The organism is Psychrobacillus sp. FSL K6-4615 (assembly GCF_038008225.1).
Lineage (GTDB): Bacteria > Bacillota > Bacilli > Bacillales_A > Planococcaceae > Psychrobacillus > Psychrobacillus psychrotolerans.
In genome coordinates, this window is sequence record NZ_JBBOYQ010000001.1 from 1,933,038 (window position 1) to 1,955,695 (window position 22,658).

The window sequence follows — 22,658 nt, forward strand, 5'->3', positions numbered from 1 at the left end:
TAGAAATAGCTCTACTCGTTCTATATGCTCTTATGCTTTTTGAATGTAGAAGAAAAATACCCCATTTTCTTCTTTTTGTTCAACAATTTTATGTCCACCCGCTGCAGCCCATGCTGTAAAGTCATTTAAAGCGCCTTTATCTGTTACAAGTACTTCTAGCACTTCACCTGAGTTAATCGTATCTATTGTTTTTTTAGTTCGAACAATTGGCATTGGACAAGCTAAGCCTTTTGCATCTAAAGTTTTTGTAATATTCATGAGTATTTCCTCTTCTCGTAGTTTGTATTTTATAAGAATTTTTTTAACTTAGCGTACTGCACAACGGTTAGGGCCAATTTCCATTTCTGTTTGTTCTTCGTTACTTGGCGTAACTTTCCCCATATTAACGTGGCGAATTTCTTCGTACGAATTTGGCTGAGGCGGTAAGTTATCTGTCACCATTGAGCGGAATACTTCCTCATCTTCTACATTTAAGCCATGATTTTCTACGAATAGATCTCCTAAACGCTTGCCCACTGTCCCGTCTTCATTTAGCTCTTCAATAATCATGAAGTGAGCAGGTAGTACGATTAAATCCTCTGCTAATGAGCGGTAACGACTATATAACGTCTGACGTAAATCTCTTACCCAGTCATCTGCAAGACCAGCTAAGTCAGGACGTCCGATGGAATCAATGAATAAAATATCGCCTGTTAATAGGTACTTTTTGTCGATTACAAAAGAAGTGGATCCAATGGTATGACCTGGAGAGTAAAGCGCACCTACTTCAATTTCCGAATTGCCAAGTTTTACTGTTAAGCCATCAGTTAAAGGTGTGAAATCGAATACCACCTCTTCTGCATCCTTTGACGGTAAGTAATACGCGGCACCCGTTTGACTAGCAATATGACGACCTCCTGAAATGTGGTCAGCGTGTAAATGCGTGTCAAATACGTGCTTAATTTGGACACCCTTTTCTTCTGCGAATTTTATAAAAACATCGGTAAAACGTACAGCATCAATAATTGCTGCTTCACCTTCGTTAACTGCCATGTAGGAAAGACAGCCTTTTCCTAAACGGACGAATTGATAAAGCTCACCGCCACCAGAAAGTTCACCTACTTTAACTGGCTCTATATACATCGACCAAGACTTCATCCCGCCTTCTAAATAGGCCACTTCAAGACCAGCTTCTGCTAGCAGTTCTGCTACCATGATAGATGAGCCTTCCTTTGCACAAACAACCAATATCTCTTTGTCTGTTGGAATTTGTGGTAAGATTTCTTCTACCCCATCTAAAAGTTCGAAATATGGAATGTTTAAGTAATTAAATTTGTGGCCTTCAATTTTCCAATCAGCAAATGCATCTGCATTTCGCACATCTAAAATAAATAATTCATTGTTATCAATGACTTTGCGTGCTACATCAGCCGCTGTCCAAATGTTTACTGTCATTATTTTACCCCCGTAGGTATATTTTCGTTATTTTTTTTGGTTCTGGAAGCGAAGAGCTACCGGAACCAATAGTTAAGAATTAGATATATGGATAGCAGCAGCAACCCGTTAAAACGTTAATGTTGGTGCTGCATCTTTCGCAAATTCCAAGAAAGTAACTGCGCCACCCACTTCGATATCTTCTACTAAATCTGCTTTTGTTAAGCCCATCACGTCCATCGTCATTTGACAAGCGATGAATTTCACGCCCAACTCCTGCGCCATTTCTACTAATTGTGGGATTGAGGGAACTCCAGAATTAGCGAATCCTACTGCAAAGTGTTCCTTGCCTGCTGGCATTTCAAGTCCGTGCATACCTTGCTTATGAATAAGGTTTAACCCTTCAAATGTGAAGAAGATCGCTACCTCTTTTTCAGAAGCTGCTGCCGCTGTTGCAATATTAAATACTTTATAGGCATCAAATAATCCACCATTTGATGCAATAATTGCTACTTTATTGGACATATTATTCTACCTCTTTCTGTAATTCGCCTTCGTACCCTGTCATCCCAGGTAAGACGTTATAAATATTGTTAAAACCTTCTTCAGCTAATTGCTTCGCTGCTAAATCGGAGCGAGTACCTGTCCGGCAAATCACATAGATTGTTTCATCTTTGTTCAATTCAGTTAAGCGTTCAGCTAATTCGCCCATTGGGATTGACTTTGCACCTGGAATATGACCAAATGTATATTCCGCAGCCTCGCGAACATCTAAGATTAAACCTTTACCATTTAAAGCCTCTTCATTTGAAATTGTATGTTCAAATGTTTTTTCAACTGCTTCGCTTACTTCAGGATTGCATTTACGAATATAGTGATAGAACACTCCATTCTCTTCATGTGAACCAATATATTGATGACCAACTGTTTTTGACCAAGCCGCTAAGTCAGCCACTGAGCCTTTATCTGTCGCTTGAATTTCTAATACTTGGCCTTCAGCTACTTCGTTCATTGCCTTTTTAGTTTTTACTATTGGCATTGGACAAGCTAAGCCTTTTGCATCTAACTGTACATCCGATTTAACCATATGAACTCTCCATCCATACCTACTAGGGTATTAATATTTTTAAAAAAATTTATCTTTACTTTACTTCGCCATTCCAAGCGAGCATTCCGCCATCCATGTTCGTTACATCAAAACCATGCGATTGTAAAAGAGCTGTTGCCTTACCACTACGTCCACCCGAACGACATACCATAATATAACCTTCTGATTTATCAAGCTCGTTCATTTTAAACTCCAACAATCCTAGCGGAATATGAATGACACCTGGAATATGTCCTGTTTCCACTTCATCCACTTCACGCACATCTATTAACTTCACCGCTTCTCCAGCCTCTATTTTCGCTTGTACTTCTTCTGGTTGAATTGTTTTCATATTTTTCTCCTCCTAATATGCACTCATGCCACCACGGATATTTGTTACTTTTGTATAGCCTAATTTTTTTAACTGTTTACAAGCCTGATTTGAACGCATACCACTTTGACAAATGACAAGAATTTCTTTATCCTTTGGTAGTTTCGAAAAGTCTGATCCAAGGGGGATATTTTTAAATTGGCGAATATTGCGTGCTTTATATTCACCGGGTGTTCGTACATCAACAAATACTTTATCATTATCATTAATAATTGTTTTAAGCTCTGCAGTCGATATAGAGTTTACCCCTTTTGTTGGCATTATACGCCAAACAAAAAATGCGACCACAATTGCAATTAAAATAGCTATCTTCATATATGTCACCTCTTATATAAATAAATTCACGGTACCATCTTCTGCATCTGCTAAATATGCTGCAACACCTGCGTACTGAATACCATCTAATAACTCTTCTTTTTGAAGACCCAGTAAATCCATCGTCATTGTGCATGTCACAAGTTTAATATCTTGTTCTTGTGCCAATTCAACAAGCTGTGTAAGCGTTAGAGCATTATGTTTTTTCATTACATGCTTAATCACTTTTGGTCCCATGCCTAGCATCTGCATGTTTGATAAGCCTAACTTTTCCGCACCTCTTGGCATCATTTTTGCAAACATTTTTTCTAAAAATCCTTTTTGCACCGCTACAGATTCTTGTTTACGTAGTGCATTTATACCCCAGAATGTATGGAAGATTGTCACTTCATGATCATACGCAGCTGCTCCATTTGCAATAATGTACGCTGCCATTGCCTTGTCATAATCTCCACTAAATAAAACGATAGTTGTTCTTTTCTTTTCCATATTATCCCCTTACCTGTATAGGTATTTTTTATTTGAAAAATAAAAAGTCTTATCGACTTTTTACTAGTAGATCCACCGCTTGCTTAACTATTGCATTTTTGTCTAAAGTATCTGCATTCTCTTTTGATAAACATTCCACTAAATTATCCGTGACAATAACACCTATTGTACGATCCACTGCAGAACGGACTGCACTTAGTTGTGTAATCACATCTTTACAATCTTTCTCTTCTTCCATCATACGTAATATCCCTCTAAGCTGACCTTCCATCTTTTTCATTCTTGCTGTAACCTTTGCATCGTATTCCAATATCTCACCTCATTTTAATTTATTTCTTCATCTATCTCGCATTTTACTACCCCTTAGGGTATTTGTAAATATTTTAACTTAAGTGCTTTCAAACAATACTTTTAGTTACGAGCGAAATAGATGATTGATAGCAACTGAAATCAATACTACTACCCCTATGGGTATATGTCAACGTATAAGTTTTTTCAAATATTCTCTTTCAACTTCATCTTCCCTTACCATTTTATTTCTCAGGCAATAAATGGAGTTCCGGAAACTGCAACCAAATTTCATAAGAAAAGCTACCCATAAAGGTAGCCAATTGTTTCACTAAAGAACCCCCGTTACCAAGTTATTCTAAGTATAACTTATAGGAGATAGGGACCGTTTTTTAATTTTTTTAAAGGTGAACAAGATACCTCAATAAGTAAAAGTAAGTTTCTTTGACAGATAATACTGTTGATTATCTTTATTAGGATGTTCTTCTATTACGCCAACTACTTCATAACCATATCTTTGATAGAAATTTGGGGCCTGAAAGCTAAATGTATCTAGTTGAATGAGGTTGCATCTGTTCTCTCTAGCGATTTCCTCTATATTATGTAATAACTGTCTACCATATCCTTTACCTCTAAGCGATTCATCTACCCATAAAAAATCAATATGTAAGTGATACCAAAAAATCGTTCCTGTAATGCCTCCCAAAATTTTCTCTCTTTCATCTCTAAGGATAAAGCTAATGTTTTTAACTGGGTGTTTTACTTCATCTGGCAGCTTAGAAAGATTGTGTTCAATTACCTTTTTACGAATATAATCACTGTCTTCCTGATTCCACTGCTGAGTTATTTTCATAATTTTTCCTCCATATAAGTTTGTGAATCATTATTTTACAAAAACAAATATTTTGTTTGTATCATTTCATTATAATTCTTTTGAATTGTTTTAAACGTTGACGGACTAACGTTTATTGTTTATTTGCCTACAAAGTAAATAATAAAAATAAACCCATTTATTACTAATGCTGATAAAGGAATTATGACAAAAATTACGGAGATAACTAATTCTCTTCTGATTCTATTTGAATTGGCTTTAACAATACTAAATAACGAAAATACTATTAAAGCGAATATAGTTAAAGTGCTAACTAACAAGATGCTTTGATTTATTTCACCAGTTAGCCTTGCCACCAAAAAAACTGCCAATAACGCAACAATCCCCAATATAAAGGATGCCATGAACCATTTAAGGAATGTATTTATATTGCCCACCTCTACAATAATTTTCATAGATTATCTTATTTAACACAATTGCAAAAATCTGCTGCATAAGTTGAATTAATATTAAAGGCACATCAATAGTCACACTCGATTACAATAGGCGTTGAAGAAGTGAATACAGTTAAACCTAATCACTCAGTACAACTAGAGTGTCTCATCCAATTTCTGAATCTTTGAATCTGAAATTAAATAAACATTGCCTAAAACGTCTATTTTGTCTTCCTTTACACGAACTGCGCAATCTTTGTTCGACGCATAAATGTTTAGTTCTTCCGCAAGGAGAGATAGTTCTTTTTGAACCAGTGCAATGTTATTTTCAAGATCAAAATGAGACAGTATGGAGAAATTGTCAAGACCGATCCCATCGTAAACAGAGCTTGCTTCCACTTTATATCCAAAGTATTTCGAGCATAACCATTTAGCGGACATGTTTATTGCACCAGCGCTTGCCCCCATCACAACGGCGCTGCTTTTTTTAATCGAATCCGATAAATCATATTCCATCAAAAAACCATTCTGTTTAAGAGTATCCCCACCAAACAAAAAGATGACCGATGCATTTTTAATTATTGTTTTGGCCTTTTCCTTCTGTACCCGATAATTAATTAAATGATATTCATCAAACATAATGCCAGCCTGCTCAAGCCACGAGCGTTCCGTAGAACCATCATCTTCATAAATAGATGGATTCGAGCTAATCATAGCCAATGATTTTATATCAGTTATATCCTCCAGTAGCACCCTACTCAGATTCTCTGGAAAGAAATTGTTAAACCCCCCTAAATAATAGTGAGTTTTCATAAGTACCTCCGTAGCAAGTGTAAATAATGCATATTCATTGCGTCACTTACTGTATTTTCTTATTGATTCAAATCCCCTTGATTATAAGAAGAAAAATTACTGGTAATTCGGTATGTCGTACCCCATAACTTAATAAGTTTCACTTATACTCCATTTTACTTTAAAGTTGCCTTTTACATCATCGCCTGTTACAACCATTCTATAAACTCCAGCTTTTTGAACCTCCAATTTCAACACTTCCTCACTAACTTCAGTCAATCCTACTAGCTTATTTTTTCCGTTTAGCATATAAAACCCATGCCCTCCATCGTTAGTTGGGTTGAAATCATAGGACAAGGTAATAGTTTGATCAGTCTTTGCTAGAATAGGTATTTCATGTTTCCCATTAAAGTGGTCAAAAGTTGCTGTATATGAAGTTTCACTTTTCACTTCAATCCATTGTTCCTTTTCCGTAAAGTCCACATCCATTAGAATGATAATAATTAATGGCACAACGATAGAAAACACATATTTAAAGGACTGGAAACGGAAAGATAATAATGTTCCAACATAAAATATTAAAGAACATAACGCTCCGATTGTACCAGCAAATAACATAAAAGAAACATCCATCGTTATGATAAAAAAACCATAACCTGCTAGAATATATAGTAGGATTTTCACTGTTAAACTGGAGTTTGGAACTTTAAGTACCCACAAGTCAATCAATAGCGAACACAAAATGCCATAACCAAAAACGATTATCCAAAGGAACCCGCTAGAAATTCCTTCTACAAATTCGTACATATCTTTTCCAAACGAAAGTAACAGATAAATAGATATAACAAACAATAAGAACCCTGCACCAGCTAATTTTGTAATTAAATAAGAAATTGCTTTAATTAAGTTTATTTTTAGCGTCATCCCAAAATACTCCTCTAAAAACACAAGTTAAAATGACCATGAGCCCTTTAAATTAACCTGCCACGTTCATTTAAGTGTAACTTCCCAAATTATCATAAAATAGATCACGTTACCTTCCCATAAATGCGGACTGAATTGCCCCTATCCATTTTCTATTTTAACAACGTAGCAATTACGTTAGATGTTAACTTTTTTTAGTTTTGAAAAATCTAACTATTATTAAGACTATCCCAGTTATGAAGAAAACTAAAGCATTAGCCAAAAGGACCATTGCGATAAATGCAGCTGCGAATGCAGAACCTTCGTGTGTATCAGTGGGATCAACCACTCTGGAAATTTTTAAAAATATTGACCCTACTGTAAACCCAATAATTGGAACAAGTAAGACCATAATGATCCCAGAAATCCATAAAGACAATTTATTGTTCTTGTGTAAATGGATAGCTGTTCCATCAATAAGTAATATCAATAACAAAAGAATTAACCAAACTAAACCATCTCCACTCAACTTACCCCACCACTCTCCATACTACTTCAATAAAAGACTAAATTTACACCCCTTTTTATTTTATGAATCTACCGGACTTGTTCTCCTAAACCACCATCGTCTCGTATTTCAAACTTCCCAATTTTTCCTGGTTCAGCTAGAATTGCGGTACCTTTTACTTCGTGTTGGGAAACTGCTCCAGTATTATTCGTATATTCTACCTGAGCGGTAAAGTCATAAAACTTAGGAGTGTTAATGTTCTCACTTTTTGTTACTTGTATATTACTAACCTTCATCTTGTATCTAAGATTTTCGTCAAAGCCTAAATATCCATAATGATATTTAAAAGCTATAACATTCGAAATAAGGGAATCATAAGCATTATCCGTAAAGTAAGGTCCATAAGTTTTTTTCACTAAGTCCTCGTATGCACGCCATTCGTCTGATACCCCCGACTCTTCGACTCCATTTACTTCATTTGCTTCAGGTGTGTTGCTACCTATTTCGGTCATTTTTTTATCGATATTTTTGACAATAACCAAATATTCTTCGTTCGGAACTGTAAATTCCGATTCAAGAACAGCTTGGACTGCTATTATATTTTTGTCTTCTGAGGAAACAACCGCTTCTACTTGGGGTTCAGTATTTTCTTCCAGACAGCCCGCAAACAGAAAACACATGCTTATCAAGAATAAGATGCCTCCAATTTTTTTTATTTGTTTAATAGACATACAACTCCCACCACGATTCTTCCAAAGTTAAATTTATATTCTGATGTTAAATGAAATACGTTATAGAATTAGAAAAGTTCCATTTTTCTGTCTTATTACATTAAGATAATCCAGAGGCTTTTCTTTTTTAAAACTAGCATTGTTACCTCAACCAATGATTTGAAATATAAAAACACCTCTTATTTCAAATCTATGCCAGATTATAAATAAAGAGGGGCTTAAGTTGTACATTTAACATTAGTATTTCCGATTTTTATACTTCATTACAGATCCCATTATCAATTAATTTCCTTTTGAGTGTCGTTAAACGCTATAAAAAAACAAGAAAAAATGCTTACTCCTTCTCGAAGTAAAGCACTCATCAATGAAAATGTATTATAAAAATAACTTCACATTTTGAATAAACTCATAAATAAAATATCCTGCAAAACAAATTAATAAAGTCCCTGATACTATTGTTAACCATTTAATCATGTTTCGATTTAGTGCTTTTCGAGTGATGGATATAATGCTGAGTAATCCAATATCATGTAGCAAAATTCCACTTAAAATCCCTAACGCAATAATGAAAAAGTGACTTTCATCGGTTGCATAATTTTTTGCAAGTACTACTCCAAATACATTCACCCAAAAAACTAGATTACCTGGGGAAATAGCCACAAGAAGACCATTCTTGTATGAGCTAAAAAAAGATTTTGTTACTCTCTCACCCGATAAAGTGATATCTTTATCTGCGTTTTTTATTGAATCATAACCCAAGTATAACAAAAACACAGCTCCAATAAGCCACATGGGAATTTGAATGATAGGTAGCGCCAAGATAGAAGCAAGACCTGTTGATAGCAAAATGATTAATGTAATATCAATTGTCATACCGCCTAATCCAACTGCCCATCCGTGTATAAATCCATTTTTCAACCCTTGTTTTGTCATTTCGACAGTGATTGCACCTACAGGCATTGCGATGGCAAGCCCTACCATTACATAAGCAAAATACAAGCTCAAATAACCACAACTCTCATAAGTAAATATAGCCTCTTCTGTCCGTTTATAAGAATTATTATACAGACGAATATATATTGAATTCAAGCCATCATTCAACTAAACTGTAACGTTAGTTTAAAAAAATTCTAAGTAAGCTATTCATATACATTAACTATACTTTGAGAAATAATGCTTACAATTTCAGATATCGATAAAGTCCCGTCAACAATAATATCGGAATTCGGTTTTATGGTATTAAGCATCTCAAGATAACCCTGTCTGCCTTGTGAAATATAGCTATTCATATCCAGTAAAATATTCTCAACTGAACTATACTTAAAATCTCTTGTTACTCTACGTGCCATAGCAATATCCAAAGGAGTATCAATAAACACCGTAAAATCAATTAATTTACTTGTTTTAAAGTGTTTATAGGCAAACGGAAAGTCCATTATTATATAATCTAAGGGTTCGGTAAGCAATGACTCTAAATCTGTAATTAGAGGAGCCAAGTTCCAATCATCATAATTAGATCCATTGGCCACCCATTCTATAATGCTATTAAGGCCTTCGAAATTGTAATCATCAAAATAAAGCGTTTTAGAGTTTTGCAAGATTTCGTTTAAATGTGTTGTTATTGTTGTTTTTCCACCACCAGAAACCGCAGCAACAGCAATGACAAGTGGATGCTTTGCTTTCTTCATAAACTCCCCCAAATTCTAAATTTTACTATTAAACTACCTTGCCGCTTTGAATAAGAAGAAAAAATGCTTTACTCTTTTTGGAAGTAAAGCACCAGTTTGAGCAACAAGAAATCCTACTAATCTAAACATCCGCAACCCCATGTAGTCCACAACTCTCTAGTTTTGTTATCCGTTAGAATGGACTATATAATCCTTTTGAATTTAAAAATAACTTCTGTAATGAAAAAGCAATGCTGCGGTTGTTATAATGGTGTAGGTCACAGACGTAAGGAAAACAATATTCGGAGAAAACTCAAACTTTTTCTCTTCCATTCTTATACCTGTGGAACCTTGTATACTCATATCCAAACGTCTAGTACTAAAACCATCGCCTTTAGAAGTAAAAAACCAAATTACAGCGGTAGCGGCTAAACCAATAAAACATGAATAGTCAATGAATTTTGTATGCGTAAAATATGTAATGCCAAAACTCAAAACTATTAAAAATAGAATAGTAATAGCACTAGTTAGTAGTTTTCGGATCAAAACGAATTATCCCCTTTCATAAAATTTTATATATCTAAATATTCTTATAATATATACGATTAAGTAATTACTTGGTTTCGTAAATTTTTAAAACTAGTTTTTCTATTAACCTCCATATTTTATTAAAAAAAGCTTTACTCCTTCTTGAAGTAAAGCACTCGTTCATTCATTTAAAGCGTTCCACTATGATTGTCATACCGTCCCACTTCTCGAAGAGCTTCTGCTTCAGCTGAACTCTGGTTTAAAGTCTTTTCCTGTTTATTTAAGTTATATTTCCTTCGAGTCAAAACATCCACTAGATAACTAACTAAAATTAAAGCCACTGCGGAGCCGTAAATAATCCACATCACCCAATGCATACATTTTCCACCTTTCATTCAGTGATCGCTTCCATCGTACCTCAAAATATTAATATACGTTTTATAGCTATAAATAGTTTAAATTATCGGTATTTTATAATTAATCGTTTCCAATCTATTCCTAGTCAGACTCACTGTGAATATACTTATGTTATGTTGAACTAAGCTGCTGCGTTAGGTGAATAAGAAAGCTATCATTACAGGCAGCTACTTGTTTAACTAAAGCACATCATTAGGTGAACAATTCAATTAGGATAGCATCAACTCTTATCGTTATCATTTCTTCTTTTATAACTTTCAAGCACATCTTCAACCGTTAATCTTTCTTTTATTCTTTCCCCTTGTTCTTTTTCAAGTAATTTGCCAATAGCTGAATTGTTAATTCCTTTTGTTACTGCTGCTTGAATCACATAATATAATATAAGAAATCCAATAATCATAAAACCAATACTTAAGTATCCTTCCATAATAACTCTATCCTCTCAAATAAATATTTTTTAGGACGACTCCAACTAATTTGTAGCTTTACTTGAATCCGTTTCAAAGGAATTGAGGTTCCATTTTTAAACAAATTTCACAATTAAATTATCAAAAACCCATTTCGCCTTTATTTAATGATAAAAGTAAATCTTCACTTACTGGAGAATAAATAATAATTCCCACTTCACCTGACTCTTATTGCATTATTTTTCAAGAACTTTCTCCACTCTCGAGCCTATTTTACAATATTTTCATTTTATTATTCGCTCTGTAAACTTGTTGTTCTACTAAACCGCACCTTTAGTTTAAAATGAAAAAAAGGCTTTACCCCTTCTTGAAGTATAGCTCCACTTTAATTCAAGAAGAACATAGGGTTAACGCATGGACTAAAATTAATTCTGAAAGTTCATGGTCATTAATTACAAATGGTACTTCAGAGGGTTCAACCCAAATTCGAGCAGACGATTCATGTTCTCGGAGAAAAGGTAAACATTCGATAACATCCATTCTAAAAAAAGCTTGATAAGCAATCAAGGGATACTTTCCTCTTGAATCAAAGGATAGGTTTTCTTTATGGCTCACTTCAATTGAACCTATGTACTTAATTGTTCCCTTCACATATCCCTCTTCATATGTTTCGCGTAGTATGGCTTCTTCTATTTTCTCACCAGTCTCCACGTGTCCACCCGGATAATTAAACCCTCGATCTTTTATATGAGCTAGTAGTACTTTCCCATCTTTAATGCATACTGCATGAACACTTGTCACTTTTAAAGACTCAGTTAATTTCTTTTGGGGCATCCAGGTAAGTTTCACATTATTTCCACCCCAATCAACAAAAATAGTCTGCATTAACTATCTCAACTCCCTGTCTTATGTATTAACTAAATTATTCATTAAATCACTCTATATTAACCTGAATAAGAACCTTTTCTTCTAATGTACATTTTGTTCGCAATATACATATGCTGCATTTTATCAAAGGATTCTAGAAATTTTCACCTTTAAATGTTAATCTTAAAAATGAAAAGAGGGAGGCTATAATATGTCACCATTTTTATTTGTCATTATTCTAATCTTGATTGGTATTTTTTTAATTAGTCGTTCCAATAAGTTACCTCACCCATTAACAACATTTATATGCGTATTTGCTATTATGTGTGTCATTTACGCAATACAATATATCCCAATGTTGATTTCAATTTTCTTATAAAAACCAAATTAAAATTTTCCTTACTAATCTTATTCACCTAAACTCTAAGGTAGTTCAATAAGAAAAAAGCTCTACCCCTTCTTGAAGTAGGTAGCCTTTATTTGAAACAAAAAATAATTAGAGTTTAAAACCGAATTACAAACTTTTCCTAAAGGAATAACACCATTTGTCATAGTTTAGTTTATCTTCATAAAATCGGTGTGCATCAATTCTTTGTAAACCTGACTCTAAAGCTACATACTCTGCCCCATTTTCATTAGCCCAATCGTGTATGTACTGTAACAATTTCTCTCCATAACCAAATGACCGTTGAGACACATCAGTTACTAAATCATAAATAAAAATATGACGCTTATTATAAAAGTTAATTCTCCAACTTAATCCAGCTAATGATACTATTTCATTTTCAACGTACATTGCGTATAGTTTATATCCATCTTTACTCATATCTTGAAGTAACTCTACGTATGTTTCTTCTGTTAAATCAGTTCGTAATTGTTTCATAATAGGAAAAGCTTCTAACCACTGCTTGGTATTTGTTAATTCAGATATAGTTTCTAATATAGATTTCGCCATACTTCAATTCCTCCAATTTTTAAAAATCTCTCAAGTTATACCATCTATTACTGCAGAATTTACTCTTCAACTAAACTGCTGCGTTAGTCAAAATACATCCTAGTCTATAATTCTATTAAATTGGCAATAATCCTTTTAATATTACTACTTTGGTATCGCAGCATAAATTTTTCGAGAAACTTTTTCTACATCATTTGGGAAAGCAACATAATCAATGATCACTTCTTCTATTAAACTGTTTCGTTAGTATTATCGCCTTAAACTAAACTGCGACTTTGGTTTAGTTAGGAAAAAGGCTCTACCCAGTGAAGCAGCCGTTAGATAAAGAAGGAATATTACTTGCCTGTTTTAATTGCAGTTTCACTGATAATTAAACTAAGCTGCAATCGACCTAACCATTTTTCAGAATCACTAATAATCCTTGTAATTCCATTCGTTTCTTCGTGGTATTCTAAGCCTTCTACGGAGCGATAGTCTACATCTAATTTCGCGATTCTAAGTGCAATCATTGCCCATTCAGCATCCGTCATTTTTTCTTTTGAATTTCTGTCTATGTATTCAGCACTTTCCCTTGAAAAAGAACAAGAACCAGCTGTGATATCAACTTCTTTACCTAGTTCTAAAGAACAGATTTTATTTGTAATCTTCTCTGTTTCAATCCATTCTACAGGGTGTGTTTTCATTGCTCTTTCGGTACGACCTAAAATTTGATAATCATGATTTGGTATGTCTAATACTATATTTTTTAATTCATCTAAATGGTTCTTTCCCCAAGTTAATATTCGATCAAAGTCACAATAATGATAAAATTGACTATTACCAGTGAGACTAAAGTTTAATGCTTTTCTACGTGCCTGTGCTGCACCTTCTTTAGGAATTACTTTAACATTTAACATGCTTCTTTCCATTTCCTTTATTAATTCAATTGACGATTCCTCACTAATTGCAATGAAAATCTCTGAATAAATACCTTCAAATTCTTTTTGTAATTCAGTAAATAGCTTTATATTTTTTCCTTTGGGATCGTGAGTAACTGTCAATAGATCTATTTTGGACACGCCTTACACCTCCAATACCTTCCGATAATAATTCTCCATTACAGCTTTATTTCCTTTATTCTTCTTGAAGTAAAGCACCGGTAGTTGAAAAAGGATTAAAGTTCGTAATTCAATGATCTCTCTTTTTCATTTCATTATTATTTGTTTATTACTTCGATTTTTGTTCATGACCAGACCCGGGTAAACTTGCAACCATGACGTCATACCAAACTTTTACTTTGTCTCCTAATTCAATACCAGAAATTTCTGTATCAAAGCCAAAGTATGATGCTTGTAACGATTTTGAAATGACCTCTTCTTCAGATAGAATCATTGCATCTCCCTCTAGTTCTTCATAAATAAAGACTTCACGATCGTCTACCTTAGCCACAATGCCTTCCATGACCAGTTCATTATCCTTGCTCTCTTCTTCACAACCAAAACTAGTAACAACTCCCAAAACTATCAAAAGGAATAGATTTAGTCTTTTCATCATTTAGTCCCTCCCACTTATTATCTAGTATATTTTTTTCGAACTTATTGAACTAAACTGCTGCGTTAGTTTTTAAGAAAAAAGGCTTTACTCCTTCTTGAAGTAAAGCCTCCCTTAGGTTATACAGAAATAACAACACAATAATTGGCATATAAATGAAGTGACAATAAGTAATTATTTCTTACCTTTTCCTTCTAAAAGTATAGGTGCTATATTTAGTAAGATAGAAACAATTGTCAAAAACCATAATACCCTTTCCATACCAGGTACTACATCCAATAAAGCTGCCCAATCTTCCACATTTACCCACTGGGATACAAGACTGTATTCTGAACAAAGTGTTAAAGCTGTAAATGATAAACCTATCGCCATAGCAAGCTTATAATCCTTTCCTACTGTATACATATAAAGATTTATAAGAGTTGCTACTACTGCAATAGCCCCAAATATTATCCACATAGCTATGCTTCCCCCTTTAATTCTTTTATTTTCTACGATAAGTATTCCATCTTTAACTAAACTACTTCGTTGGTTCAATAAGAAAAAGCTCTCCAACAGACCGCCACTCGTTCAACTAATATACTTTTTAGTTGAACAAATGCTTACTTCATTTAGAAATTCTTACTTTTCACGATTCATCACTACGCCAGTTTGCAAATTTACAGGTTTAAAGATTGACACAGCTACGCAACTTATTTCATGAATAACTATATTTCATGTTTTTCTTGATACATCCACCTATACCAATAACACCTTTCTTTTGGTTAGGAATAATTAAAATAAAAGCTATAATTCTACCTCCCATTTTTACCGTCTCCATCAATAGACGGTTAAATTTTCTATTGGTTTCAGAACATTCCATTATTACTTAAAAATATTCCTACATAGCCCCTGCGGTGTTCACTTACTTATTCAACTATCCTGCCACTGACAATAAGAAGTAACGTGTAAACCTCCATGAACAAAAATATCAAAACATAAATAACACCGTTCTAGTTATGAACGGTGTTATTTTTTACACTAATCAAGTTTTGATTTAAATTTCCTGAGAACTCTATTACTTAATATTTCTATTTCTATAGCCTTTAAGATATTAGTACCCGCTTCTCTAACCATTTTTAATAGCAATTAAAATAATCTTTAGCTAAATTAGCACCGTTATTTACAGTCACTTAAATTCACCTCTAACAATTGGATACCTCAGTTCCACAACATGATTGTTCAGAATTTTGTGGTACCAAACTAACACTACATACACCAGTTTCCGGTAAATCTAGTTCTACCTTTTTAGCCGATTCAAAATCTCCAGTCAAATGGGCCACAATAGATCTAACTTGTTCATAACCAGTTGCCATCAAGAATGTTGGAGCTCGACCATAACTTTTCATTCCTACTATATAGAAGTCTTTTTCGGGTTGTCTTAATATCTCTTCCCCATGAGGTCGAACAGTACCGCAACTGTGAAGGTTTGGATCAATTAATGGAGCAAGTGCTTCGACGCTTTCTGTAGCAGTATCTATGTTTAGTCTGATTTCTCTTTCAAATGAGAAGTCTGGGCGGCTGCCTGTGTTTGCAATGATTTCATCAAAGGTAGAAAGTGTTTGTTCAACACCTTCTAATTCTCCAGTGATTGCGATTCCATCTTTTGTTTTATTTAATTGATGAATAAAAAATGAGGTATAGATCTTTACTTGACCAGCATCAACTAATTGGTGAATACGACTTCCCAACTCCCCTCTTGCTTCCAGAGCATCTTTATCTTCTCCACCGTAAGCATCTTCTACTGTTTTCTTTCGCATAATCCACGAAATTTCTACATCATCATCTAACTGTGATAATTCTAAAATCGTGTTTATGGCTGAATGACCTCCACCAACAACAGCAACTCTTTTACCTTTAAACTTTCCCTTTTGCTCCCCTTTAATATCTGGAATACCATAATATATATGTTGTTTTAATTCTTTCTCTTCTTTAGTCCAAACATTATCAGCATTTATCGGATTTGGATGTGACCAAGTTCCCGTAGCATCTATAACTGCCCTTGCTTCCATTCTTTTTGATACTCCATTTTGTTCCAGGTATAAAACAAAGGACGATTTTTCACGATTAGCAGATTTCATTTTATCTAACCCTTTTTTACTGATAAAATCGACTTTTGTATTTAGTAATAGAAAAGGTTTTATTTCAGGTAAATTTGCTAAAGGTATCAAATAATCGTTGACTAATTCACTTCCCAATGGAAGGTCATCTAAAATAGGTGCTTTCCAAGCATGATCTTCTAGAACTTTTTTAGCTATCTTATCAATATTGTATTGCCATGGCGAGAATAACCGTACATGTCCCCAGTTCAGGATATTACTCCCAACACTATCACCTGACTCGATTAATATAAAACGTTCACCGATGTTAGCTAAATGAGCAGCCGCTGCTAAACCTACAGGACCAGCACCTATAATCGCTATTGGTAATTCCTTGTTTAAAGTTGATGCTACATCTAAATAATTTTTTGTAGCAGGTCCGCAGCATCCACCAGAGGTTACTTGTTTCAGTTCAATGTTTTTCATTCTCCATACCTCCATTAAGTTTTATTTACATGTTCTCATTAATTGTATTTTGCAAGTAATACATATTTTTTAAAGCAATACTTAAATTGCTTATATTAAAGGTGTACAACAAACACTTGATTTGGACATGGCTTGATTAAGTAATTTAATAGAACGAATAACTGTTTCTTTCTCAAATTCATTCATATGCGAAAATACTTCCTCTAAGTATTCATTCATTGATACATCAATGGTTGTAGCGACAAATTTACCTTGTACTGTAAGGGATAAAAGATATACCCTTTTGTCTGCAGCAGATGGCGTTTTCTTTACTAAATCCATTTTAATAAGTGTCTGAATTTGCCGACTAAAAGTAGTTATATCCATAGCTATCGTTTCTGCAATTTGTTGCATCGATGGGGTAGTTTGCTTATCTATTTCATAAAGAATGTGACTTTGTACCAGTGATATATCCACGGTTCCAACTGAACAACAATTTTTATTAAGAAGTCCAAATCTGCGAGTAAGTACTTGAAATAGTTCACGTTTGTTTTCCATGTTTTCACCTCTATATAATATATACACCGTTTACTTGCAAAGTGCAAGAATTAACTTTAAGATTTATTAAATACTCAGCTGCTTCATCTTCTCTTGCATGGTTGGCTAGAATCCACATAGCCAAAAAGAAAAAATGATTCCCATCATCAGTATGATCGGAACCATTTTTATTCGGATTATTTCTACTGTCTATTAGTAAATTCCGTTCCCTCAACGAACAGCATGACCAGAAGGAACACTTTTGCTTCCCGATTTAGCTGGTAAGAAATAGTATATTTCACTCGCGTATTCTTTTATCATGTGGCAATCACCGGATTCTGTTGTTTAATCTCTTTTATGGATAAATGTACAGTATAATTCCCATACTCGAGAATTGTATCCAAAAAGATTTAATTGCTCTTGTGTGTTAACTTTTATCTTTACATGATAACAGGCTTCTCCAGATACGCGGAGAACTTCAACTACCTCATTGCGATCATTCATTAATTGTATAAACGTTTGCTGTTTTCCATTAGTTAAAAAGAAAAAAACTTTACCCCTTCTTGAAGTAAAGCTCCCGTGATTTCTAGACGGATAAAAAATCATTTATACACTTTCCATTCTTTATAACACTCAGCATAATAATTAATAATAAGAATGATAGAACATCTATGCAGCTTTTATATCTCTTTAACTAAAGCACTCCGTTTTCCTAATATGTGTTGTATAATAGTGGTAAATATACACCCGGAGGTTTTTATTTGAAAAAGTTATTAGTGTTATTAGTATTTTTCGCAACAGTATTTATACTAGCTGGATGTGGTGACGTAAGTCATGAACCTACCGCTATTGAATCTACTATTGGATCAATTATCAAAGATGAATATAAGGTATATGAAGTTAAAGGTATCTTCTTAGTTAAAATATACGACAAAGATATTAATGAGGGTTCAAAAAATGCTTTGTTAAAGAAAACTAAGGAAATGTTAGCAGGCTTATCGAAATTAGATCAAGTGAAAACTGTGGAAATTAAATGGTATTCACCACCCTTTACTGACCAATCCGATAAGGAACCTTTTGAAGAAATATTAGCAGTAAGGTTTGAAGCTGATACGTTTGCAAAGGTGAATTGGGGAAATTATAAGAAGTTAGATTTAGAATCAATTGCAAACAAATATAAACAGAATGATACATTAAAAGATTAATAAAAAGGCATTGGTATAGATAAAGGTTGGTTTAAAAATGTTCATAAAAAATGAGCTGGGAATTGTCTTACAACCATAAATGAGAACCAAGATTTAAACTCTCAAACAATTACTAATTGGTGAAGTTCGACTGTTTCCCCTTCATTTAAAGTTGCAAGATTTTTACCATTATCTAGCGCCTTTGATTTTCCGTCGTTTTTGCGTTAATCCTTCTTGGATCAATGCCTCGTAGATAGTATATAAAGAATTCCTTCATCTAAAACCAATAGCCTTTCTTCCCAGGTAAGTTGAAGAGAAAAAGCACAGTAGACAAGCATTTAAAAGCATATCTACTGTTCATTCTAATTAATCAAACTAAATTGTTATTCCTAACTAACTTCCCAGCCATTTATTTAATATCTATAATTGTACAACCACTCTTAATCAAAGAAATTGACGACGATAATTAATGCTACCTTTTCAATCTTAAATTTCTAATTAAGTCTTGAATATTCTCAGCAATATACTCAAAAGTACCTCTTTCAAAATCTTCTAATTTAACTATTCCACTATCGTTCTCGACAACGACTAGTAACCCATTTCCCTCAATTCCAATAGGTATCTTTACTAAACTATCCCCGTGATTATTTTTATATCCTCTCAAAGACTCTCTAAAAGAACTTATTTCTTCATTCGGTAGGACCGGTTCTAATTTTATATAGTGCTCTTTAAAAAAACCATCTAAGTCAGCAAACCAATATGAGTTAAAATAATCAATTATTGATTTATTCAAATTTACTTCAAATTCATCTTCTAATCTTTTATAATCTTGTGAAACATTCATTTCTATAGGTTTCCACGAGATATATTCTTCCTCATCAACTTCACCTTCATAGATTATTAGATTTCCATCATCATTATTTACTGGTGTTTTAAATGAAAAATCTAAGCCTTCAGATGCTAACTCTTTCCTCTTCTGAAAATATATATTCATTGCTTCTTTTGTTGACAGATTTATCATCCTTTACTTATTTATAAATTTTTTAAGTAATTCAGCGTATTCACTATCATTCCCCCATACACCAGCAGTTTTTTCAACATTATGAATTCCACCTGTTCCTGGGTTAGGGTCAGGAATATATTTCTCTTCTAATTTTGTCAAATCTGCATTTCTATATGGTTACGTGATAAAGACTATTATTGGAAAGAAATAATCAGTAAACATCCAGAAATCCTTTATTTTTGTTGCCAATAAAAAAGTATTTGAACAAAAAATAAAAAATGATGAATCCTACGAACGTGCCATTAAGGGTATCAAAGATGCTCATAGAACGGACTAGAAGCCCAAGGTTCAACTTTTGCAATCTATAGATGATACTGAAGAAGGAGATATATTAGTCTTTAAACAAGTAAGATATACTGTTGAGATTAGTTTTTTGAGGTTGCTCAAAAAATGCTAGATAACATTAAAGGAACAACCGAAGCTACAAACTTCGGTAATTGATAAAACATAACTTGCTGATTATAAGTCCTCTTAAAAATTGAAGGCTTTTTTACTTCGCAATATGTGTCAAATGCGACATAAAAACTCCCATTTTCTTCTTCAAGGGACACCCTACTAATAACTATTTCTCTGTTTACTCTGTGTACTTCTTATGTTCTTCCCTAACAAAGTTAATCGCCTTTTCAACAGTTAATATATTTTCCTTATGCCAATTTTCACCCATTTCTCTTACCAACGGGTGAACCATCCCAATGCTACTAAAAATTGCAACATAATCAAGTAATATATTTATTACGCCATCTTTTAATCCAAATAACTGCAAATCTTTAACAAGCTTTATATCATCCTCTGTAACAGTACCGTAGCGTTCATTAATAATATCAAAAGGGGTTGTAGTTTTAACCTGTTTTACATACCACTCATCTGGTGTCATTCCTGTTTTGTCTTTAAATTTCACCTCAAGTTTTGCATTCCATTCCTCTATTGTTATTCCGTGTATTTCTTTAAATCGTTCTTCTGGTGTCGTCCCATGTATTACTTTACCTAGTACTTTCCCCATTCGTTTTTTATCTTTCATCTTCCCCGTTTTAGCCTTATTTTTTTCTTCCAGTTTCACGTTCCATTCCTCTGTTGTCATTTCCTTTACTTCTTTATATCGTTCTTCGTCTGCTATTCGATGTATTTTTTTATCTCTTTTTTTATCTTTTTTCATTCCTTTACTCCTCAATCCAGTAGTTTTAAGTTGTATTTTTGCACGTATTTCCTTTCCCGATCTAATCTTCTTACTTTAGTTCAATAAGACAAAAAGCTTTACTCCTAATATCTTTATGTGACATATTACTTATTTCTTCCTCCTTAAACAAATCTTGAATTTTTTAAGTTTGGCTCAGTGGAATGTGACTCTCGCCCACCTTTCTGTTCTCTCACAGAGTTCACTTATTTGTTTAAAGGAAAGTTCTCCAAATACTCTTAACGTAAAAACTTTCTTATAAGGCTCTTCTAAGCGCAGTAACACCTTAGGAAAATGGAAAGTCTCGCACGTTAGTTAATGAGTAAATCTAATGAAAATATATTTCCAAAGAAGGATGATTATTAAGGAGTATAGAATATATATAATAATACCAAAAATGGGGGATTAATATGAAAAGTGAAGTTTGTGTTATAAGCATTTATGTGCCCAATTTAAACAAAGCAATCGACTTTTATACCAATATTTTAGGTTTTGAATTAAGCAAACAATATAACCCTAAGCTTGCGTCACTTGTTCACGGAGAGTTACCACTTATTTTAGAAGAGAACGATAATGCAACCTACACTCAAGATATATCAGGAGTTGTATTAGGATTGCGAACTGAAGATATTTATGAAAAAGTTAAATTCTTAAAAGAGAGAGAAGTGAATTTTGTTATAGACGAACCAACTAATTGTCCTCCAGGAAAATATATTAGTTTTAGAGACCCTTTCGGAAATGTTTTAGAATATCTCCAATTTGAAAATTTGTAACAAGTATGAAAGTGTTACGGTTGTCGGGGATTTTGTGATATTAATTTCCCCGTTACTAATTTGTGCATTAAGAGAATTCTATAGTTTGTATTGAAAATAACTCTTCTAAAAAACCTTTATATTTTTAAGTGGAGGTAACTAATATACCAAGTTTAGATAGTTACAAAAAGGAGGCTATCCTAATGAGTAAAAAAGAAATCTTGCAAAATGGAATCAACCAAGTTTTTTACGAAGAAGAATGGTACCCACCAATATCAGAAGCGTTAAAGAATCTTACCGCTGTACAAGCATGTTGGAAACCTGTTGGAATGGCCACTAATACAATTTGGGAAAATGTAAACCATTTACTAATCTTTAAAGAGCGTTTACTTTCCCGCTTACTTCAAGATGACACATTTGTTGTTCCACAAAATAATGATGACACATTTGTCCAAGGTGGACCTAATGAGGAAGAGGCTTGGCAAGAGACAGTGAGTCGAACGCTTCACGTCCATGATGCCTTACAATCTTCATTAACATCCCTTCAGGAAGCACAATTAGATCAACAATGTCCTTCTCTGCCAGTTTGGCAACAATATCTAAATATCCTTTTGCATGATGCCTATCATACAGGACAAATTGTACAACTTCGTAAACTACAAGGTTCATGGCCAGCTAGGCGCTCACATTTATAAAAGATACTGCTAGAATTGCTTGAGTTCGTACACAACAAAACGATTGTATATCAAATAAAACCCTGATTTCTCAGTATTAAATTGAGAAATTGGGCTTTTTATTAATCCATAATACCGTCCTTTTATTCATTTCAGTCATTGCTTCCATCGTTCCTTAAA

33 protein-coding genes and 1 pseudogene are annotated in these 22,658 nt (G+C 33.6%); 4 read left to right on the forward strand and 30 right to left on the reverse strand.

Annotated features, from left to right (window positions below; all coding sequences use genetic code 11):
* Nucleotides 1-30: 30 nt before the first annotated feature.
* From MKX53_RS09455 to MKX53_RS09580, 26 genes are all read right to left on the reverse strand, one after another.
* Nucleotides 31-258, reverse strand: a complete 228-nt coding sequence (locus tag MKX53_RS09455; protein WP_340762388.1) for a sulfurtransferase TusA family protein — start codon at nt 256-258, stop codon at nt 31-33.
* 48 nt (nt 259-306) lie between these two features.
* Nucleotides 307-1,434 carry an MBL fold metallo-hydrolase gene (locus tag MKX53_RS09460; protein ID WP_340910855.1) on the reverse strand — a complete coding sequence of 376 codons (1,128 nt, stop codon included), beginning with the start codon at nt 1,432-1,434 and terminating at the stop codon, nt 307-309.
* 108 nt (nt 1,435-1,542) lie between these two features.
* Entirely contained in the window at nt 1,543-1,938 is a 396-nt protein-coding gene (locus MKX53_RS09465; protein ID WP_340762390.1) for a DsrE/DsrF/DrsH-like family protein, read from the reverse strand.
* A gap of 1 nt (nt 1,939) precedes the next feature.
* On the reverse strand, nt 1,940-2,500 hold the full coding sequence (locus MKX53_RS09470; RefSeq protein WP_340762391.1) for a sulfurtransferase TusA family protein: 561 nt from the start codon (nt 2,498-2,500) through the stop codon (nt 1,940-1,942).
* Between the two features lie 55 nt (nt 2,501-2,555).
* Complete coding sequence (locus MKX53_RS09475) at nt 2,556-2,852, reverse strand: rhodanese-like domain-containing protein (protein ID WP_093533940.1); 297 nt, start codon at nt 2,850-2,852, stop codon at nt 2,556-2,558.
* 12 nt (nt 2,853-2,864) lie between these two features.
* Nucleotides 2,865-3,206 (reverse strand): rhodanese-like domain-containing protein, encoded by a 342-nt coding sequence (locus MKX53_RS09480; protein WP_340830669.1) that lies wholly within the window; start codon nt 3,204-3,206, stop codon nt 2,865-2,867.
* Between the two features lie 12 nt (nt 3,207-3,218).
* On the reverse strand, nt 3,219-3,695 hold the full coding sequence (locus MKX53_RS09485) for a DsrE/DsrF/DrsH-like family protein (RefSeq protein ID WP_340830670.1): 477 nt from the start codon (nt 3,693-3,695) through the stop codon (nt 3,219-3,221).
* Nucleotides 3,696-3,744: 49 nt separating this feature from the next.
* On the reverse strand, nt 3,745-4,005 hold the full coding sequence (locus MKX53_RS09490; protein ID WP_093533934.1) for a metal-sensitive transcriptional regulator: 261 nt from the start codon (nt 4,003-4,005) through the stop codon (nt 3,745-3,747).
* 399 nt (nt 4,006-4,404) lie between these two features.
* Nucleotides 4,405-4,836 (reverse strand): GNAT family N-acetyltransferase, encoded by a 432-nt coding sequence (locus MKX53_RS09495; protein ID WP_340910858.1) that lies wholly within the window; start codon nt 4,834-4,836, stop codon nt 4,405-4,407.
* Nucleotides 4,837-5,405: 569 nt separating this feature from the next.
* The gene (locus MKX53_RS09500; protein ID WP_340910860.1) at nt 5,406-6,062 is read right to left on the reverse strand and encodes a Type 1 glutamine amidotransferase-like domain-containing protein; all 657 of its coding nucleotides are present in this window, start codon (nt 6,060-6,062) and stop codon (nt 5,406-5,408) included.
* Nucleotides 6,063-6,191: 129 nt separating this feature from the next.
* Entirely contained in the window at nt 6,192-6,965 is a 774-nt protein-coding gene (locus tag MKX53_RS09505) for a hypothetical protein (RefSeq protein WP_340910863.1), read from the reverse strand.
* 184 nt (nt 6,966-7,149) lie between these two features.
* Nucleotides 7,150-7,473, reverse strand: a complete 324-nt coding sequence (locus MKX53_RS09510) for an ABC transporter permease (protein WP_340910865.1) — start codon at nt 7,471-7,473, stop codon at nt 7,150-7,152.
* 68 nt (nt 7,474-7,541) lie between these two features.
* Complete coding sequence (locus MKX53_RS09515) at nt 7,542-8,183, reverse strand: hypothetical protein (RefSeq protein WP_340910867.1); 642 nt, start codon at nt 8,181-8,183, stop codon at nt 7,542-7,544.
* Nucleotides 8,184-8,558: 375 nt separating this feature from the next.
* Nucleotides 8,559-9,188, reverse strand: coding sequence for a LysE family transporter (locus MKX53_RS09520; protein ID WP_340913307.1), 630 nt, complete (start codon nt 9,186-9,188; stop codon nt 8,559-8,561).
* 134 nt (nt 9,189-9,322) lie between these two features.
* The gene (locus MKX53_RS09525) at nt 9,323-9,871 is read right to left on the reverse strand and encodes a hypothetical protein (protein WP_340910870.1); all 549 of its coding nucleotides are present in this window, start codon (nt 9,869-9,871) and stop codon (nt 9,323-9,325) included.
* A 201-nt stretch (nt 9,872-10,072) separates the two neighbouring features.
* Complete coding sequence (locus MKX53_RS09530) at nt 10,073-10,396, reverse strand: hypothetical protein (RefSeq protein ID WP_340830677.1); 324 nt, start codon at nt 10,394-10,396, stop codon at nt 10,073-10,075.
* A gap of 170 nt (nt 10,397-10,566) precedes the next feature.
* Nucleotides 10,567-10,755: a hypothetical protein gene (locus MKX53_RS09535; protein ID WP_340762404.1), complete on the reverse strand. Its 189-nt coding sequence runs from the start codon at nt 10,753-10,755 to the stop codon at nt 10,567-10,569.
* 260 nt (nt 10,756-11,015) lie between these two features.
* Nucleotides 11,016-11,222 (reverse strand): hypothetical protein, encoded by a 207-nt coding sequence (locus MKX53_RS09540; RefSeq protein ID WP_340910873.1) that lies wholly within the window; start codon nt 11,220-11,222, stop codon nt 11,016-11,018.
* 370 nt (nt 11,223-11,592) lie between these two features.
* Complete coding sequence (locus tag MKX53_RS09545) at nt 11,593-12,087, reverse strand: NUDIX hydrolase (RefSeq protein WP_340910875.1); 495 nt, start codon at nt 12,085-12,087, stop codon at nt 11,593-11,595.
* A 496-nt stretch (nt 12,088-12,583) separates the two neighbouring features.
* Nucleotides 12,584-13,024, reverse strand: coding sequence for a GNAT family N-acetyltransferase (locus MKX53_RS09550; protein ID WP_340910877.1), 441 nt, complete (start codon nt 13,022-13,024; stop codon nt 12,584-12,586).
* A 335-nt stretch (nt 13,025-13,359) separates the two neighbouring features.
* Nucleotides 13,360-14,082 carry a hypothetical protein gene (locus MKX53_RS09555; protein WP_340910879.1) on the reverse strand — a complete coding sequence of 241 codons (723 nt, stop codon included), beginning with the start codon at nt 14,080-14,082 and terminating at the stop codon, nt 13,360-13,362.
* A gap of 148 nt (nt 14,083-14,230) precedes the next feature.
* Nucleotides 14,231-14,557 (reverse strand): DUF3221 domain-containing protein, encoded by a 327-nt coding sequence (locus tag MKX53_RS09560; protein WP_340910880.1) that lies wholly within the window; start codon nt 14,555-14,557, stop codon nt 14,231-14,233.
* 171 nt (nt 14,558-14,728) lie between these two features.
* The gene (locus MKX53_RS09565) at nt 14,729-15,013 is read right to left on the reverse strand and encodes a hypothetical protein (protein WP_340910882.1); all 285 of its coding nucleotides are present in this window, start codon (nt 15,011-15,013) and stop codon (nt 14,729-14,731) included.
* Between the two features lie 725 nt (nt 15,014-15,738).
* Nucleotides 15,739-17,118, reverse strand: a complete 1,380-nt coding sequence (locus MKX53_RS09570; RefSeq protein WP_340910884.1) for an NAD(P)-binding domain-containing protein — start codon at nt 17,116-17,118, stop codon at nt 15,739-15,741.
* Nucleotides 17,119-17,208: 90 nt separating this feature from the next.
* Entirely contained in the window at nt 17,209-17,655 is a 447-nt protein-coding gene (locus MKX53_RS09575) for a MarR family winged helix-turn-helix transcriptional regulator (RefSeq protein WP_340830684.1), read from the reverse strand.
* Nucleotides 17,656-17,979: 324 nt separating this feature from the next.
* Nucleotides 17,980-18,240, reverse strand: a complete 261-nt coding sequence (locus tag MKX53_RS09580) for an Lrp/AsnC ligand binding domain-containing protein (protein WP_340910886.1) — start codon at nt 18,238-18,240, stop codon at nt 17,980-17,982.
* Between the two features lie 155 nt (nt 18,241-18,395).
* Between MKX53_RS09580 and MKX53_RS09585 the strand changes: the two genes are divergently transcribed.
* Nucleotides 18,396-18,839 (forward strand): hypothetical protein, encoded by a 444-nt coding sequence (locus MKX53_RS09585; protein WP_340910888.1) that lies wholly within the window; start codon nt 18,396-18,398, stop codon nt 18,837-18,839.
* Nucleotides 18,840-19,290: 451 nt separating this feature from the next.
* Here MKX53_RS09585 and MKX53_RS09590 read toward each other — a convergent pair whose 3' ends face one another.
* Nucleotides 19,291-19,812, reverse strand: a complete 522-nt coding sequence (locus MKX53_RS09590; RefSeq protein ID WP_340913309.1) for a SecY-interacting protein Syd — start codon at nt 19,810-19,812, stop codon at nt 19,291-19,293.
* Between the two features lie 30 nt (nt 19,813-19,842).
* Nucleotides 19,843-19,980, reverse strand: coding sequence for a hypothetical protein (locus MKX53_RS09595; protein ID WP_340910891.1), 138 nt, complete (start codon nt 19,978-19,980; stop codon nt 19,843-19,845).
* A gap of 70 nt (nt 19,981-20,050) precedes the next feature.
* Between MKX53_RS09595 and MKX53_RS09600 the strand changes: the two are divergent.
* A pseudogene (locus MKX53_RS09600) lies at nt 20,051-20,278 on the forward strand (hypothetical protein); the annotation flags it as partial.
* Between the two features lie 177 nt (nt 20,279-20,455).
* Here the strand turns inward: MKX53_RS09600 and MKX53_RS09605 are convergent.
* Both MKX53_RS09605 and MKX53_RS09610 read right to left on the reverse strand, forming a co-directional pair.
* Complete coding sequence (locus tag MKX53_RS09605) at nt 20,456-21,034, reverse strand: hypothetical protein (RefSeq protein ID WP_340910894.1); 579 nt, start codon at nt 21,032-21,034, stop codon at nt 20,456-20,458.
* A 174-nt stretch (nt 21,035-21,208) separates the two neighbouring features.
* Complete coding sequence (locus MKX53_RS09610; RefSeq protein WP_445678263.1) at nt 21,209-21,337, reverse strand: sigma factor-like helix-turn-helix DNA-binding protein; 129 nt, start codon at nt 21,335-21,337, stop codon at nt 21,209-21,211.
* A 125-nt stretch (nt 21,338-21,462) separates the two neighbouring features.
* Between MKX53_RS09610 and MKX53_RS09615 the strand changes: the two genes are divergently transcribed.
* The gene (locus tag MKX53_RS09615) at nt 21,463-21,825 is read left to right on the forward strand and encodes a VOC family protein (RefSeq protein ID WP_093533902.1); all 363 of its coding nucleotides are present in this window, start codon (nt 21,463-21,465) and stop codon (nt 21,823-21,825) included.
* A gap of 182 nt (nt 21,826-22,007) precedes the next feature.
* A complete protein-coding gene (locus MKX53_RS09620) occupies nt 22,008-22,499 on the forward strand; it encodes a DinB family protein (protein WP_340910896.1) in 492 nt (163 codons plus the stop codon).
* Nucleotides 22,500-22,658: the final 159 nt, after the last annotated feature.

What these genes read in the sequence shown, in the direction of transcription:
- MKX53_RS09590 (WP_340913309.1), bottom strand. Translation starts at nt 19,812, where the DNA reads ATGAATATATATTTTCAGAAGAGGAAAGAGTTAGCATCTGAAGGCTTA.
- MKX53_RS09525 (WP_340910870.1), bottom strand. Translation starts at nt 9,871, where the DNA reads ATGAAGAAAGCAAAGCATCCACTTGTCATTGCTGTTGCTGCGGTTTCT.
- MKX53_RS09605 (WP_340910894.1), bottom strand. Translation starts at nt 21,034, where the DNA reads ATGAAAAAAGATAAAAAAAGAGATAAAAAAATACATCGAATAGCAGAC.
- MKX53_RS09575 (WP_340830684.1), bottom strand. Translation starts at nt 17,655, where the DNA reads ATGGAAAACAAACGTGAACTATTTCAAGTACTTACTCGCAGATTTGGA.
- MKX53_RS09570 (WP_340910884.1), bottom strand. Translation starts at nt 17,118, where the DNA reads ATGAAAAACATTGAACTGAAACAAGTAACCTCTGGTGGATGCTGCGGA.
- MKX53_RS09580 (WP_340910886.1), bottom strand. Translation starts at nt 18,240, where the DNA reads ATGATTTTTTATCCGTCTAGAAATCACGGGAGCTTTACTTCAAGAAGG.
- MKX53_RS09560 (WP_340910880.1), bottom strand. Translation starts at nt 14,557, where the DNA reads ATGATGAAAAGACTAAATCTATTCCTTTTGATAGTTTTGGGAGTTGTT.
- MKX53_RS09540 (WP_340910873.1), bottom strand. Translation starts at nt 11,222, where the DNA reads ATGGAAGGATACTTAAGTATTGGTTTTATGATTATTGGATTTCTTATA.
- MKX53_RS09480 (WP_340830669.1), bottom strand. Translation starts at nt 3,206, where the DNA reads ATGAAGATAGCTATTTTAATTGCAATTGTGGTCGCATTTTTTGTTTGG.
- MKX53_RS09505 (WP_340910863.1), bottom strand. Translation starts at nt 6,965, where the DNA reads ATGACGCTAAAAATAAACTTAATTAAAGCAATTTCTTATTTAATTACA.
- MKX53_RS09500 (WP_340910860.1), bottom strand. Translation starts at nt 6,062, where the DNA reads ATGAAAACTCACTATTATTTAGGGGGGTTTAACAATTTCTTTCCAGAG.
- MKX53_RS09550 (WP_340910877.1), bottom strand. Translation starts at nt 13,024, where the DNA reads ATGGCGAAATCTATATTAGAAACTATATCTGAATTAACAAATACCAAG.
- MKX53_RS09475 (WP_093533940.1), bottom strand. Translation starts at nt 2,852, where the DNA reads ATGAAAACAATTCAACCAGAAGAAGTACAAGCGAAAATAGAGGCTGGA.
- MKX53_RS09495 (WP_340910858.1), bottom strand. Translation starts at nt 4,836, where the DNA reads ATGAAAATAACTCAGCAGTGGAATCAGGAAGACAGTGATTATATTCGT.
- MKX53_RS09515 (WP_340910867.1), bottom strand. Translation starts at nt 8,183, where the DNA reads ATGTCTATTAAACAAATAAAAAAAATTGGAGGCATCTTATTCTTGATA.
- MKX53_RS09485 (WP_340830670.1), bottom strand. Translation starts at nt 3,695, where the DNA reads ATGGAAAAGAAAAGAACAACTATCGTTTTATTTAGTGGAGATTATGAC.
- MKX53_RS09565 (WP_340910882.1), bottom strand. Translation starts at nt 15,013, where the DNA reads ATGTGGATAATATTTGGGGCTATTGCAGTAGTAGCAACTCTTATAAAT.
- MKX53_RS09465 (WP_340762390.1), bottom strand. Translation starts at nt 1,938, where the DNA reads ATGTCCAATAAAGTAGCAATTATTGCATCAAATGGTGGATTATTTGAT.
- MKX53_RS09535 (WP_340762404.1), bottom strand. Translation starts at nt 10,755, where the DNA reads ATGCATTGGGTGATGTGGATTATTTACGGCTCCGCAGTGGCTTTAATT.
- MKX53_RS09460 (WP_340910855.1), bottom strand. Translation starts at nt 1,434, where the DNA reads ATGACAGTAAACATTTGGACAGCGGCTGATGTAGCACGCAAAGTCATT.
- MKX53_RS09455 (WP_340762388.1), bottom strand. Translation starts at nt 258, where the DNA reads ATGAATATTACAAAAACTTTAGATGCAAAAGGCTTAGCTTGTCCAATG.
- MKX53_RS09615 (WP_093533902.1), top strand. Translation starts at nt 21,463, where the DNA reads ATGAAAAGTGAAGTTTGTGTTATAAGCATTTATGTGCCCAATTTAAAC.
- MKX53_RS09470 (WP_340762391.1), bottom strand. Translation starts at nt 2,500, where the DNA reads ATGGTTAAATCGGATGTACAGTTAGATGCAAAAGGCTTAGCTTGTCCA.
- MKX53_RS09620 (WP_340910896.1), top strand. Translation starts at nt 22,008, where the DNA reads ATGAGTAAAAAAGAAATCTTGCAAAATGGAATCAACCAAGTTTTTTAC.
- MKX53_RS09545 (WP_340910875.1), bottom strand. Translation starts at nt 12,087, where the DNA reads ATGCAGACTATTTTTGTTGATTGGGGTGGAAATAATGTGAAACTTACC.